Source organism: Vibrio sp. A37, from assembly GCF_059777565.1.
On sequence record NZ_JBLNLI010000007.1, the window covers coordinates 1 to 14469 of the forward strand.

The window sequence follows — 14469 nt, forward strand, 5'->3', positions numbered from 1 at the left end:
ACCGAGGTCCACGGATTTGCAATCCGCTGCATAGCCACTCTGCCAACGCGCCTTTACTTTCGAGATTTCCTGACTGCCTTATTGGCGCGTCCCTCTTGAGTACGGGATTGCATTCTACGGATTCATCCCTTCGAGTCAACAGTATTTTTAATTTTTTGAATCGTTTGACTACTTTACACTCAATAACAAATAAATTGCGTATTTTTCTAGCAAAAAATCTTGCAAATTCGACTAAATAACTTTGTATTATACGAAATTAAATCTTTGTCTATTGGTGCTCTTCACTGAGTAAGTCAGATTTTGCAGCCATGAGATATTGCGCCATAGACCAATAGGTTAACACGGTAGCCAGATATAAAGCCGCATAGCCAAGCCAAATCATCCAATCATCATATCGCCAAACCAAAACCCATATTGCGAACATTTGGCTTAACGTTTTCCATTTGCCTATCCAAGAAACTGCGACACTTGCCCGTTTACCAATCTCCGCCATCCACTCTCGCAAGGCTGAGATTATGATTTCTCTGGCGATCATAGTGACTGCAGGAATGGTGACCCAAATAGTGTGATAGTGCTCTGTGATTAAAATTAATGCGGAGGCAACCAATACTTTATCCGCCACAGGGTCGATAAACGCACCGAACCGCGACATTTGACCGAGTTTACGTGCCAACATTCCATCAAGCCAATCAGTAAAGCCTGCTACCCAGAAAATCATCGCCGCAAGAAATGGCCCCCAACTGTAGGGTAGATAGAAAGCGACAACAAAAACGGGAATCAAAAAAAGACGGAGTAAAGATAGAATGTTAGGAATATTGAGACGCATATTTTTTTAAGCTCTTATAGATTGCGCGTTAATGTTGAGGCATTTTACTTATTGTTTCAATGCTTGATATATATTTTCCGCCAAAGAACGACTGATTCCAGGCACTTTGGTTATTTCATCTACAGAGGCACGTTTCAATTCTTGAAGCCCCCCCATGTATTTCAGCAAAGCTTGACGCCTTTTAGGACCTATACCTTCAATACCCTCTAAGGCACTCGTTTTTCTTATTTTAGCTCGTTTTGCTCGATGGCCAGAAATCGCATGGTTGTGACTTTCATCTCGAATATGCTGGATAAGGTGCAACGCAGGAGCATCACTTGGCAAGCTAAACTCTTGACCCTCTTGGGTGATTAACGTTTCAAGTCCAGGCTTTCGAGTGACACCTTTTGCGATACCAACTAATCGAGGACGCTTTGGCCAATCTAACCAGTGCTCAGAAATAACGTCAATTGCGCGATTTAGTTGCCCTTTCCCACCGTCGATAAAGATGATATCTGGGATTTTATCTACATCAAGTTGCTTTGAATAACGCCTGTCGAGCACTTGAGCCATTGCCGCATAATCATCGCCCTTTGTAATGCCAGAGATATTGTAGCGCCGATACTCTTGCTTAACAGGTCCTTCATGATTGAACACGACACACGAAGCTATGGTACTTTCCCCCATAGTATGAGAAATATCGAAACATTCCATTCGATCGATGCTGTCAATACCTAACGTGCTACGAAGCTCTTTTACCCTCTGAGCAATTGTCATTCGATGATTGATCTTCGTTGTCACAGCCGTTAACGCATTCGTATTTGACAGCTTTAAATACCGACCTCTTGTTCCTTTAGGATCAAGATGGAAGCGCACCACTCGGCCCGCTATTTGCGACAACGCCTCCTGAATAGGCAATATGTCGTCTACTAATTCTCGATTGAGAATAACCCGCGTAGGAATGGTTCTCCCTTCCTGATGGTTTAAATAGTATTGACTTAAAAAACTATAAAATACCTCTTCGCGACTTGTATTACGTGGCACTTTGGGAAAGTGGCTACGACTGCCTAACACTTTGCCTTGTCGAATCATCAGAATATGAATACATGCCACGCCATTTTCTTGCGAGAAACCAAGCACATCCATATCTTCTGCGCTGTCATCAGAAACAAACTGCTGCTCCTGGACTCGTCGTATGGCTTGAATTTGATCACGAAATTTAGCTGCGTTTTCAAACTTAAGCTCTGAGCTCGCACGCTCCATTTTTTCTACCAGTGACTCAAGCACCTGACTGTCTTTTCCTTGCAAAAACAATCGAACCAATTCAACAAGTTCTTGGTATTCCTCATTTGAAACAATGTTTGGCGCACATGGACCAGCACACCTACCAATTTGATACATCAAGCAAGGCCGTGTTCTATTGCTATAGACCGTATCTTCACATTGTCTGACTGGAAAGATTTTTTGCAACAAATGCAGTGTTTCACGTACCGCCCCAGAATCGGGGTAAGGACCATAATATTGCCCTTTGCGTTTTTTGGATCCGCGATGCAATGACAAACGTGGGTGCTTGTGATTACTGAGGAAAATGTAAGGATAAGATTTGTCGTCTCGCAACAAGACATTATATTTGGGCAGATACTGCTTAATATAGTTATGTTCAAGAATCAGAGCTTCTGTTTCAGTATGGGTCACAGTAACATCAATTTTATCTATGTTGCTGACCAACGCTCGTGTCTTTTCGCTGTCCACTTTACTGCGAAAATAACTGGATAGCCTCTTTTTTAAATCTTTTGCTTTCCCAACATAAATAACGTCAGCCTCAGCGTTATACATTCGATATACGCCTGGCTGACTGGTAACGGATTTTAAAAAAGAGGTAGAATCGAAAGGTTTATTCACTAACGCTTTTTCGCTTCACTACAGCGACTCTGTATCAAGCATGCCATGGCGTATTGCTAGATGGGTTAGCTCTACGTCACCACTGATATCGAGTTTATTAAACAGTCTGTAGCGATAACTGTTGACGGTTTTCGGGCTTAAATTTAGCTGCTCGGAGATATCCGTCACCTTCTGCCCTTTTGTTATCATCATCATTATCTGCAATTCACGCTCAGATAAATCAGCAAACGGATTTTCAGCAGACGAGCTGAATTGGCTTAACGCCATTTGCTGCGCAATTTCTGGCGAAATGTATCTCTGGCCACTGTGTACTACACGAATTGCATTGACCATTTCATCTGGCCCTGCACCTTTCGTTAGATAGCCGGCAGCACCAGCTTGCATCACTTTAGTTGGAAACGGATTCTCCGTATGAACAGTTAAAACGATGATTTTAACATCTGGATTAAATCGCAAGATTTTTTTAGTGGCTTCCAATCCACCGATTCCCGGCATATTCATATCCATTAAAATGACGTCTACATGGTTATTTCGACACCATTTTACAGCTTCTTCACCGCTTTCAGCTTCCTCTGCTACGTTCATTCCACGGACGTCTTCAATAATACGTCGTATCCCTGTGCGAACCAGCTCGTGATCATCTACAAGGAAAACACTAATCAAACTTGTATCTCCACGTTTTAGTTTGGCTCAACACCCACCTGTGCATGACATAGGTGGCTGGCAACATTGTTGCTAGTTTAACTCATCTAAATTTAATTTACTTACACTGAATATGTGCCGAAACGCAAAGTTTAGCAAGTACTTATTTTCGACTTCTGTAAGTTAGTCGAATATATCTTCAATTTTGAAGATTTCATCTGTCTTTCCACACTTTTCGTTGCAGATCACTTTTAATCAATAAAACAGGCTACTTAATTGAATATTGGGAAGAATAGAGCTAGTACTTAGTTCGTGGGAATTAGTAGTTTGGATGTAAATTCTTACGGCTTATTAGTAACTAAACTATCAATATAAGGAAATATTATGAAAAAAGTCTTGGCGACTGTCGTCCTTTCTGCCGCCCTACCCGTTTCCAACCTTGCTTTTGCCGATCCTGATATTGGTTGCGGACTAGGTACTATGGTCTTTGATGGCCAGAAGGGCAAAGTGTCAAAGATTCTCGGTGCAACAACTAACGGTACATCAGGAAACCAAACATTTGGTATAACTTTTGGTACGTTAGGTTGTGATGGCAGTGGTACTGTTACATCGTCACAAAAGTTGGCTATGTTCATTGATGGTAATATGGATAACCTAGCTCGTGACATCGCAAAAGGTGAAGGTGAAACACTCGCTACTTTGTCCGAAGTATGGGGCATTCCAGCCGAAGATAAACAGACATTCAACCAATTTGCACAGCAAAATTTTGCTGAGGTATTTAAGTCAGAAAATGTTACTTCTAGTGAAGTATTTGCAAACTTAAATACCCTACTCGCAGAGCACGAAACTCTAGCTCAATACACTATCTAAAATCTTGCGCTTAGCCGAAATACAATCCCCATTTCAGCTAAGAGTATTAATAAGAGAGTAAGACTAGTCTTACTCTCTAGTTCACCCGAAACTAGATTAGCTACCATTACATATTGGTCCCACATTCACTGTCGTACTCTTTTGATAATTATGAAGTTTATAAAAGTAAGTGTTGTTCTGTTGCTTGGCCAACTGTTCTTATCTCCAGTTTGTTCTGCTAGTGAACCAAACTTAAACATTTCAGAACTCGCTTCCGACACATATTGGCTAAAGCTTGGCCACTACCAAGACAAGCTATTTTCAGGCCTTGAAAGCAATATTGTCTCAAAAGAATTTTTTCTATCGAAAAATGGTAAATCTGATCCAGAAGCTGAACTGATCGCGACAATCTCTGCTTTGTACAATCGAGACCAAAAAACAGCTCGAGAGATGCAATGTCGATATCCTGCCCGTTATACTTGGCTTGAAGAAAAGCAAGGTAGGCAAGCTAAACTCAATTGTCCAGATCTAGAAAGGTGGCGGGATGTGATCGACCCTATGGGAATGACGTTAGTCTTTCCTACGGCTTATATGAACAACCCATCTTCGATGTTTGGTCATACCCTACTTCGAGTTGATGCGAAAGATCAGACTCGCCACAAAGAGCTCGTCGCATTCGCCATAAACTTTGCAGCAGAACCAGAAACGGACGATAACGCTGCACTCTATGCTTTGAAAGGATTAATGGGTAGCTATCCGGGACGATTTACCCTAATGCCCTACTATCGAAAGGTTCGAGAATATAACGATATCGAATCAAGAGATATTTGGGAGTACAAGCTAAAGTTGACACCTCAAGAAGTAAACCGAATATTGCTTCATCTATGGGAACTGCAATATGCAGAGTTTGACTACTACTTCCTCGACGAGAACTGTTCTTATCAGCTGCTTGCGCTTATCGAACTCGCCAACGATGATCTTTCTTTAATTAAAGACTTCCCATTGCACGCCATTCCTTCAGATACAGTAGCCACTCTTGCGAAAAATGACTTGTTGTCTAAACCCAAATATCGTCCAGCATTTGGTACTCGTCTACTCCATCAATCTAATGAAATTAACCAAGAGCTGTTTTTGGCCGCCTCTTCAGCAAAAGAACAAAACTCCCCACTAAACAATCAACTGAACCCGTCTGATAATGCAGCCGTGTTAGAGTTTGCATACGAGTGGTTGAACTTTGAGTTATACGAAGGAGGGAGAGAAAGAGACCCAACAGCAAAAAGGCTCACAAGCCTTTTGTATCAACGAAGCCAACTAAAAGTTGAATCTCCTTTTACTCCAGTACCAGAACCCGAAGTTTCTCCAGAGCAAGGTCATGGCTCAGCTCGGCTGGGCTTAAGTTACAGAGACTCAAAACACTATTTATCTAGAGTTGGACTAGAAAGCCGAATTGCTTACCACGATTTACTGGACTCTCAAGCAGGCTTCATACCCGGTGCGAAAATCAGTTTTCTCGATACAAGCATCACTACGAACGACGATGGAAATACTCGGCTTGAACGCTTCTATTTAATCGATGCTATGGCGCTAGCTCCAAGTAACCGCACCTTCGATAGCTTTGCTTGGAACATTCGAACTGGCTTTGATAGAAAGCCAAAACACGATAAGGAAGCTGGTCGTTGGTTCGGTCAAGGTGGATTCGGTAAAGCGTGGGGGGAGTCTGATGGACTCCACTTCTACTCGCTTTTGTCTGCAGAAGGCAGTGGTGGTGAACTCACAGACTATCAACTTGACATCGGACTAGGTCTCGAAGCTGGTTTACTATATCAACTCACTAACAACCACAGGCTAGGTTTGCAGGGCCAATATCTTGCGTTGATTGACAGCACTGCAGATCAAGATGCTGCTATCACAGCGAGCTGGAACTGGTCACTGAATCGCCAGTGGGCACTACGGAGCCAAATTCAATACCAAAATTGGCACAACGAAGATGTCAACGGCAAATTGACCGCCTATTTTTACTATTAGAGCCTTCAGACCTTTGCTAAAATTTTAGTAAAGGTCATCTCGTTGGCCATATTTTGTATAGGTACGTTCATTGTCACTCTCTCAAGGTTTTATTCTCTCTTGTTCCAGCAGGGATCGATCTGGCAGCACCCAGCTAGAAATATGGCTATCAACAAACAATGGTCCAGTGTTGCTTACTATCGATGCAGAAAAACCTGTGTTTTTTATTCAGCAAGAAGATATTGAAGCAGCGCAAAAGTTACAATCAAAGACAAACCTCTCAATTTCCATCACTCCGCTTGAGATGACAACTTTCAGCGATGAAGCAGTCGCTGCTTGTTACAGTAATACACAGCAGAGCGCTCAACGAGCTGTTGAGTTATTTATGGAATCAGGTATTACGACTTTTGAATCGGATATTAAGCTCTCTGATCGTTATTTAATGGAGCGCTACATACGTGGAAGCGTTGAATTCAAAGGTGTAGAGTCTTCACAACGAGGTTATCTAAATTACTCTCAAGTGAAATGTCGAAAAGGCAGTTTCATTCCAGATCTAAAAGTCGTTTCTCTCGATCTCGAATGTTCGGAAAAAGGTGTCCTGTACTCAATTGGGTTAGATAGCCCAATGGATAGTAGAGTCATCATGATCGGTCAAAGGCAGCCCGCAGAAACAGATATTGAATGGGTGAACAATGAATACGAATTACTGAAAGCCATGTGTAATTGGTTCGAGCTGTATGATCCAGATGTTATCGTAGGTTGGAGTGTCATTGATTTTGACTTCAAACTGTTACATAAGCGAGCGGAGTTCCATAAGCTTCCACTTCGAATTGGGCGCGGAGGAAGAACCAGTAGCTTTCGAACATTCAAGCAGTCTCAACAAAGCTTTGTCAATATTCCTGGACGTGTCGTAATTGATGGGATCGATGGGTTAAAAACCGCCACTTATAACTTTAGATCTTGGTCGTTAGAATCTGTTTCAAGAGAGCTTCTTGGCGAAGGGAAAGCCATTCATAATGTTCATAGCCGTATGGACGAAATAAACTACATGTTTAAAAAGGATAAACCTGCTCTCGCAAAATATAACCTTCAAGATTGCGTACTGGTGAATAGAATATTTGCCCACACCCATCTACTAGACTTTCTCATCGAACGCTCTCGTTTAACAGGGCTCGCCATCGATCGTATTGGTGGTTCAGTGGCGGCTTTTACTAACCTATATCTTCCACAACTCCACCGAGCAGGTTACATAGCACCAAACCTGCATTCAGAAAACTGGATTGCCAGCCCTGGTGGCTATGTCATGGACTCGATTCCGGATCTTTACGATTCGGTCCTTGTTTTGGATTTCAAAAGCCTTTATCCATCGATCATCAGAACTTTCTTGATAGATCCGATGGGAATGATTGAAGGCTTAAAACTTGAGGTTGGCAAAGATAGCGATAAGGCCATATCAGGATTTCGCGGTGGGCAATTCCATAGAGAAAAACACTTTCTACCGGAAATGATTGAGAAATTGTGGTCTGCACGAGATGTTGCTAAGAAGAATAACGAGCACGCATTTTCTCAGGCAATAAAAATTATCATGAACTCCTTTTATGGGGTTCTAGGCTCTTCGGGATGCCGCTTTTTTGATACACGCTTAGCATCAAGTATCACAATGCGCGGGCATGAAATTATGAAACAAACGAAAGCGCTAGTCGAAAGTAAAGGTTATCAAGTTATCTATGGGGATACAGACTCAACATTTGTCTCTCTTAACGGCAGCTACTCCAAACATAACGCCGATAAAATTGGTTCTGAGTTGGTTGAATACATTAATCAGTGGTGGCGTGAACACCTGTCGACAGAGTATGGTTTAAGCTCCTTTTTAGAACTTGAATACGAGACACACTACAAAAAGTTTTTGATGCCCACCATTCGCGGCGCGGTCACTGGTTCAAAAAAACGGTATGCCGGACTTGTTGGTGACGGAGAAAACGAAAAAATCATATTTAAAGGCCTAGAGAGTGCGCGAACGGATTGGACTCCTTTATCCCAAGAGTTTCAGCAGCACTTGTACGACTTAGTTTTTCACGATAAATCTCCCGCGAAGTACGTTCTGAATTTTGTTGAAAAAACGAAAGCTGGTGAGTTCGACGATAAACTGACCTATCGCAAGAGACTTCGACGAAAGTTGCATGAGTATCAGAAGAACGTCCCACCTCAAGTACGTGCAGCGAGAATGGCTGATGAGATAAATGCCCAATTGGGAAGACCTTTGCAATTTCAGAACAAAGGCTTGATCGAGTACGTTGTTACCTTAAATGGTCCTGAGCCCAAAGAATACTTAAAAAGTCCTATTGACTACCAACACTATATAGACAAGCAGCTAAAGCCTGTTGGGGATGCAATATTACCCTTTATTGGACTCGATTTTGATAGCTTGTGCGCTCCTCAAATGGGGCTATTCTAACCAATCTTAAACTCCGTTTTCTTGTATTGCTTAGCCAACCAATCACCATAGCTGTCTAAAATACCGACAACAGATCGTTTGGGGATTAATCGGCCTGATAACAAAATACCGAGACGCTCTATGTCCACTTTTTTATCTGGATGATAGTGAAGGAAGTGTTCTCCACACTCTATCGGATCATCAAACCATTGCTTATCTTTGTGCATAATTAAGGTATAACTTGCTCTGAGCAGCTTCTTCGCTATGGTTTTCTGAGCTTTGACGAGTGCCTCCTTATCATTCGCTTTAGCAATTCGATGCCGATATAACGACACCCACTCATCCACATCCATATTCCAATATTTGGCTATTTCCCAACTAGGAACGTATTCCCCAAAACACTCAGATAAATCGTCACCATGTATACAAACTGACAAATGCTTCAGCATAAAACCCCAAGAAAACAAACTATCTAAGCTAGCAACATCGCCCACAATTGCTTTCTTAATGCTCACTTCCGTAATAAACGGAAATTCTTTCTGAAATCTCCACTTGATGGTATTAAACAACGTGGACCAGTTTTCCCCAACAGGCTCCTTAGTCACAATGATCAAGTTCATATCTGAGTGATTCGGGCGTGCAGTTTTCTTAGCCACACTGCCGTATAAATAGATGCTGTGAAGATTTGTCCCGATCCCACTGACTATGCATTTTCTCAGGTCTTCAACCGCAGGATGATATTGTTGTTGATACGATTCATATGGCTCTATAGTGGAAAGTGACATCGATGGCAGCTAGTTATTTGATATTCAAGACACTTTACAAATATTCGCTTAGACTTCGCCATGATTCAAGAAAATCCTTAAATAAGGACAAATTCCTCTGTTAAATGTGTGTCAATTTACAAATTTCAAAAAATTTGTAACACATTGTTATATATGAGAATTGTAGTTTTTGTTACTAAGATGCATACCCGTTAAGGTATGAATGAAAATAGTGTTCTCTGTCAGAATAGAGTAGCATTCCCGCCGGATAGATTGCGAAAACGTGGATCGCACCGAGCGTAGGCTCAGTGTGAGTGACTCTAGCTCGTAAAAACTCAGGTCTGTTGACCTAGCCAACAACTGTAAATTTGAAACTCGTATGATTAAAATAAAACAGCTCTCTTTAGCTGCAGCACTAGCAGCATTATTTTCGACCAACGCTGTCATGGCGGCTCCAGCAAATACAGCAGACCAAAACTTGCCAGACAGTAACTACTACGCGGCAACCCAATACAAAGATGCGAAAGCGCCATTAAACGGCTACGGCGCGATTGATGTTCAAAAAAATATTCCAGAACGCATTCAAGTACCAGAAGCACCTGCTGAAGCAGGCGGAATAAATGGCGTACCAGAAGCGGCTGCGAAGAAGTGGACTCAAGAAGGCACATTCTTACCAAATATTAAAGCTGAATCATACATTCTCATTGATGCTAGCACTGGTCAGGTTTTAGCGTCACACGACGCAAACAAACGCATGGCTCCAGCAAGTACAACCAAATTGATGCTGCTTTATATAGTTGAGCAAAAACTGGCCGATGGTTCAATCTCACTAGATTCAAAAGTTGAAGTTCCTGAAGTGGCTTGGCACACAGGCGGCTCAAGAATGTTCTTGAAGCCAGGTTCATATGTTTCAGTTAAAGACCTAATTCAAGGTGTGATTGTAGAATCAGGTAACGATGCTGCTGTAACACTAGCCAACTATGTAGCGGGCTCTCAATCGTCATTCGTTTCAATGATGAACGCAACCGCTGTGCAACTAAAAATGCACAACACTCACTTTACGACAGTAATGGGACTTCCTGCTCCAGCACACTTCTCCACTGCTTACGACCTAGGAATTCTTGGTCAACACGTAATGAATGACTTCCCTCAGTATTTCCATTGGTACAGCCAAAAAGAGTACGAGTACAACCACATTCGTCAGCCAAACTTTAACCGTCTGCTATTTACATACAAATACGCTACTGGTATGAAGACTGGTAGCACGAAAGCAGCTGGATACTCGCTTGTGAGCTCGGCAGCGATGCCTGGGAACCCAATGAAGTTAGTAGCCGTAGTTTTAGGTACGAAGTCACTCAATGACGTTGCAGCTGAAAGTAAAGCTCTGTTGACTTATGGCTTCAGATTCTTTAAGCAAGACACAATGTACCAAGCTAACCAGAAAATCTCTGATCAAAAAGTTTGGGGCGGCCAACAAGATAATGTTTCTGTAGGCTTAGGCAACCCGCTGACGCTGGTTCTACCTACAAGTGTTAATGAAAAGCAGCTTGAAAGCTCGATTAAATACGATAGCGACATCAAAGCTCCTGTTCAAAAAGGTGAGAAACTGGGCGAAATGACAGTTACTTACCAAGGTAAAGTCATTAAAACCGAGCCACTGGTCGCATTAAATAAAGTGGATGAAGGTAGCTGGTTTACTCGCATCATCGCTAGCATTACGTTATATTTCCATAAGTTATTTGCATCATATCACCTGTAATCAAATACTTAGGATTTAATTAATGCCCAAGGCTAGTGAAATTAAAAAAGGATTTGCCGTTGAGCTCAACGGCAAAATCTTAATGGTCAAAGATATCGAAGTGACCAAACCAAGTGCGAGAGGCGCTTCAACTATTTATCGTTTTCGTTTTACTGATCTCGCAACAGGCGGCAAAGTTGACGAGCGCTTTAAGTCAGACGACATGCTAGACACTGTAGAAATGTATAAACGTAAAGTGGCGTTTTCTTACATTGATGGTGATGAGTATATATTCATGGATAATGAAGATTATTCTCAATACACCTTTAAGCAGGAAGAAATCACTGAAGAGTTACTTTTCATCAGTGAAGAAACTCAAGGTCTGCAAGTCGTTTTGGTTAATGACAAAGCAGCTGCGCTAGAGTTGCCAGCTTCAGTAGAGCTTGTTATTGAAGAAACAGATCCTTCAATAAAAGGTGCATCGGCTTCTGCGAGAACAAAACCGGCTCGCTTTGCTACTGGCTTAACCGTGCAAGTACCAGAATACATTGCTACTGGTGATCGTGTTGTCATCAACACTGCTGAACGAAAATACATGAACCGAGCGTAATAACATGACAGAACTTATCTCTTACGATGATGCCATCGAAACAGCATATGACATCTTCTTAGAAATGGCTCCTGACAATCTAGAAGCCGCTGACGTACTAATATTCACTGCACAGTTTGAAGAACGAGGTGCTGCAGAATTAGTCGAAACAGGTAATGATTGGGCCGAACATGTTGGCTTTGAAGTTGATAAGGAAACATATGCTGAAGTTCGAGTGGGGTTAGTCAATGAGGAAGATGACGTTTTAGACGATATTTTTGCTCGACTTCTTGTCAGTAGAGATCCAGAAAACAAGTTTTGCCATATTCTTTGGAAAAGAGACTAATTTACCCTCCTTCTAGTCAATTCGTTTCCCCTCAAAAATGCCAGTCACAAGCGACTGGCATTTTTTATGCTCTGAATAACCCTTATCTTTTCGATAAAAAATTTTCGTCTTTTTTTGTTTTTCGTCGTCTTAATAAACGAAGACTAAAATCAACACCAAAACCAGTAATTACACGATGAGAAAGTTGCTGGAGCTGGTATAACAGGAGATGAAAAAATGTTAACCGTTGTTAGCTTTGAACTATGCCCTTTTGTTCAACGAGTCACTGCTGCCCTTGAAGCAAGGCGCATCCAGTATCAACTGAAGTACATCAGTCTTAGAGATAAACCAGACTGGTTCTTAGAGATTTCTCCGAATGCTCAAGTCCCACTACTGATCACGGAAAACAACACAGCACTATTTGAGTCAGAAGCGATCGTTGAGTTTATTGAAGATGAATACGGCCCCCTAACCCAATTAACCCACGAACAAAAAGCGATAGAAAGAGCATGGAGCTATCAGGGTTCAAAGCACTATTTGATTCAATGTGGAATGATGAGTTCTAAAGACGAGAAAAGCTTTCAACAGCGTTTCAAAACTTTATCCAGGGCATTCTCCAAAGTGGAAATTCAACTGTCTGGAGACACCAAGTACTTTTCATCCGATAAGATAGGTAATGTTGATATCGCATGGCTACCACTCCTATATCGAGCTGATATCATCCAAAAGTTCACTCAATATGATTTTCTGCATGATTTTCCTAACGTGCAAGCCTGGAAAGAGTCACTACTTTCCACAGGAATTGGTGAGAAATCCGTATCCGAAAATTTTCTAAGTAGGTTTAAAGATTTTTATTTAACTAACACCTATATTTCTGGGTGTGAAGCAAACCAAGATTCCGACTGTTGCAGTGAGAGCTGCTGCGAATAGCCATAAAATAAAAGCCAAGATAGTTTTCTATGAATATTGAATTAATTTGGTCAGAATACCAAAGTAACCTTCGAACATTTCTACAACACCACTTATCTAACCCAAGTGATGTTGACGATTTGCTTCAAGAGATACTGATTAAGTCCCACAGGAATTTACCCACGTTAAAGGATCATAAAAAACTCAAATCTTGGCTATTTCAGATCGCTAATAATACAGTGACAGATTTTTATCGAAGTAGTAAAAAGCTGTTAAAAGCCGATATAGAAGCTTGGGACTTGGTCACCGATTCTAAAGAGAACGAACTCAATTCAGAGCTAGCTAAGTGCATTGCTCCTTTTATAAATAGCTTACCCGATGAGAACGCTAAGCTCCTAAATGCCATTGAGTTAGAAGGAAAGTCTCAAAAAGAGTATGCCAAACAGTCTGGCGTCAACTACTCGACTATAAAGTCGAGAGTACAAAAAAGCCGCAGGTTGCTGCACAGGCTGTTTCAAAACTGCTGCGATTTTGAAGTTGATAGAAAAGGTAATATTATCAGCTACCAAAATAAGAAAAAGGTATGTTCAAAATGCTAAGATGCATCGATTTTTGAAACGACATTAATAAACGGCATTCTTTCTCATTTATAAGACAACTTTGTAGTTAATTGATATTACTGTATTTAATTTATATTTAATCACGATATTTATGTAGCCAATAAGTTTAGACCATTGACTTCTTTTTACTAATCCGTAGTTTTACTTGTACTCACTAAGTTGTGCTTTTGCGGAGGAACATCATGAAAAGTGCGGATCGTATTTCTATCACGCTACTATCTGAAATAAGCATGCAATCCAACTTACTGAAAGAGTCTTTGGAATCAAACCTGGACGTTACACTCGATATCCTACCTTTTAGTAAATTTATACCAGTTAACAGTCAAAGCAAAAGGTGTTGCGATGTTGTTATTGTTGATTATCCCAAAATGGATGAGGATACTTTTCTAGACTATTGCGAACTTCAGTCTAGTTGTGAATCTCCATGGAAAGAGATACTTATTAACTGCCCTACAGATATCCACTCTTCGGATCTCTTCAAGTGGCATAATTTATCTGCCGTATTTTATGTCGATAATAGCGTTCATTCGTTAGTCAAAGGAGTAAGTAAGGTTTTACAGGGAGAAATGTGGCTGTCGAGAAAAATTGCTCAGGAGTATATTCAATACTTCCGTAGCTGTAATGCAATTAACACTTCTCGAGCTTATACGAAGTTGACCAAACGAGAAAAGCAAATTATCCATTTACTGACCAATGGATCATCAAATGTACAGATTGCAGATGAGCTTTTTGTTAGTGAAAACACAGTAAAAACTCACCTACACAATATATTCAAAAAAATCAATGCTAAGAATAGAGTCCAAGCTTTGCTTTGGGCAAATAATAATATTGGTATTGAAGAAAAAATTTAATCTATAAGTATTTGGCGTTTTATTTTCTAATAAGCGC

General features: G+C 41.1%; 13 protein-coding genes. 9 read left to right on the top strand and 4 right to left on the bottom strand.

Translation table 11 applies throughout. The features are described from left to right. Positions 1–268: 268 nt before the first annotated feature. From pgsA to uvrY, 3 genes are read right to left on the bottom strand one after another with little or no spacing between them, the layout of a single operon-like run. Entirely contained in the window at positions 269–826 is a 558-nt protein-coding gene (gene pgsA / locus ACM2FC_RS13295) for a CDP-diacylglycerol--glycerol-3-phosphate 3-phosphatidyltransferase (protein WP_498481419.1), read from the bottom strand. 48 nt (positions 827–874) lie between these two features. Next, positions 875–2707 (bottom strand): excinuclease ABC subunit UvrC, encoded by a 1833-nt coding sequence (gene uvrC / locus ACM2FC_RS13300; RefSeq protein WP_498481420.1) that lies wholly within the window; start codon positions 2705–2707, stop codon positions 875–877. An 18-nt stretch (positions 2708–2725) separates the two neighbouring features. Continuing rightward, a complete protein-coding gene (gene uvrY / locus ACM2FC_RS13305) occupies positions 2726–3370 on the bottom strand; it encodes a UvrY/SirA/GacA family response regulator transcription factor (protein WP_498481421.1) in 645 nt (214 codons plus the stop codon). A gap of 363 nt (positions 3371–3733) precedes the next feature. Between uvrY and ACM2FC_RS13310 the strand changes: the two genes are divergently transcribed. The 3 genes from ACM2FC_RS13310 to ACM2FC_RS13320 all read left to right on the top strand — a co-directional run bounded on the left by ACM2FC_RS13310 (position 3734) and on the right by ACM2FC_RS13320 (position 8657). Next, complete coding sequence (locus ACM2FC_RS13310; protein ID WP_498481422.1) at positions 3734–4219, top strand: DUF3015 domain-containing protein; 486 nt, start codon at positions 3734–3736, stop codon at positions 4217–4219. 150 nt (positions 4220–4369) lie between these two features. Next, positions 4370–6223 carry an Lnb N-terminal periplasmic domain-containing protein gene (locus tag ACM2FC_RS13315; protein ID WP_498481423.1) on the top strand — a complete coding sequence of 618 codons (1854 nt, stop codon included), beginning with the start codon at positions 4370–4372 and terminating at the stop codon, positions 6221–6223. Between the two features lie 70 nt (positions 6224–6293). Beyond that, complete coding sequence (locus ACM2FC_RS13320; protein ID WP_498481424.1) at positions 6294–8657, top strand: DNA polymerase II; 2364 nt, start codon at positions 6294–6296, stop codon at positions 8655–8657. Here the strand turns inward: ACM2FC_RS13320 and ACM2FC_RS13325 are convergent. Next, positions 8654–9421 carry a nucleotidyltransferase domain-containing protein gene (locus ACM2FC_RS13325; RefSeq protein WP_498481425.1) on the bottom strand — a complete coding sequence of 256 codons (768 nt, stop codon included), beginning with the start codon at positions 9419–9421 and terminating at the stop codon, positions 8654–8656. The two genes, ACM2FC_RS13320 and ACM2FC_RS13325, sit on opposite strands and share 4 nt — an antisense overlap. Before the next feature lie 358 nt (positions 9422–9779). Here ACM2FC_RS13325 and ACM2FC_RS13330 point away from each other — a divergent pair, with 358 nt between their 5' ends. The 6 genes from ACM2FC_RS13330 to ACM2FC_RS13355 all read left to right on the top strand — a co-directional run bounded on the left by ACM2FC_RS13330 (position 9780) and on the right by ACM2FC_RS13355 (position 14432). Continuing rightward, the gene (locus ACM2FC_RS13330; RefSeq protein ID WP_498481426.1) at positions 9780–11159 is read left to right on the top strand and encodes a D-alanyl-D-alanine carboxypeptidase family protein; all 1380 of its coding nucleotides are present in this window, start codon (positions 9780–9782) and stop codon (positions 11157–11159) included. A gap of 22 nt (positions 11160–11181) precedes the next feature. Next, positions 11182–11748 carry an elongation factor P-like protein EfpL gene (gene efpL, locus ACM2FC_RS13335; protein ID WP_498481427.1) on the top strand — a complete coding sequence of 189 codons (567 nt, stop codon included), beginning with the start codon at positions 11182–11184 and terminating at the stop codon, positions 11746–11748. A gap of 4 nt (positions 11749–11752) precedes the next feature. Continuing rightward, positions 11753–12073 (top strand): HI1450 family dsDNA-mimic protein, encoded by a 321-nt coding sequence (locus tag ACM2FC_RS13340; RefSeq protein ID WP_498481428.1) that lies wholly within the window; start codon positions 11753–11755, stop codon positions 12071–12073. Positions 12074–12289: 216 nt separating this feature from the next. Continuing rightward, positions 12290–12982, top strand: coding sequence for a glutathione S-transferase family protein (locus ACM2FC_RS13345; RefSeq protein ID WP_498481429.1), 693 nt, complete (start codon positions 12290–12292; stop codon positions 12980–12982). Between the two features lie 29 nt (positions 12983–13011). Then, a complete protein-coding gene (gene sigZ / locus ACM2FC_RS13350) occupies positions 13012–13560 on the top strand; it encodes an RNA polymerase sigma factor SigZ (protein WP_498481430.1) in 549 nt (182 codons plus the stop codon). A 203-nt stretch (positions 13561–13763) separates the two neighbouring features. Then, entirely contained in the window at positions 13764–14432 is a 669-nt protein-coding gene (locus tag ACM2FC_RS13355) for a LuxR C-terminal-related transcriptional regulator (protein WP_498481431.1), read from the top strand. Positions 14433–14469 lie beyond the last annotated feature (37 nt).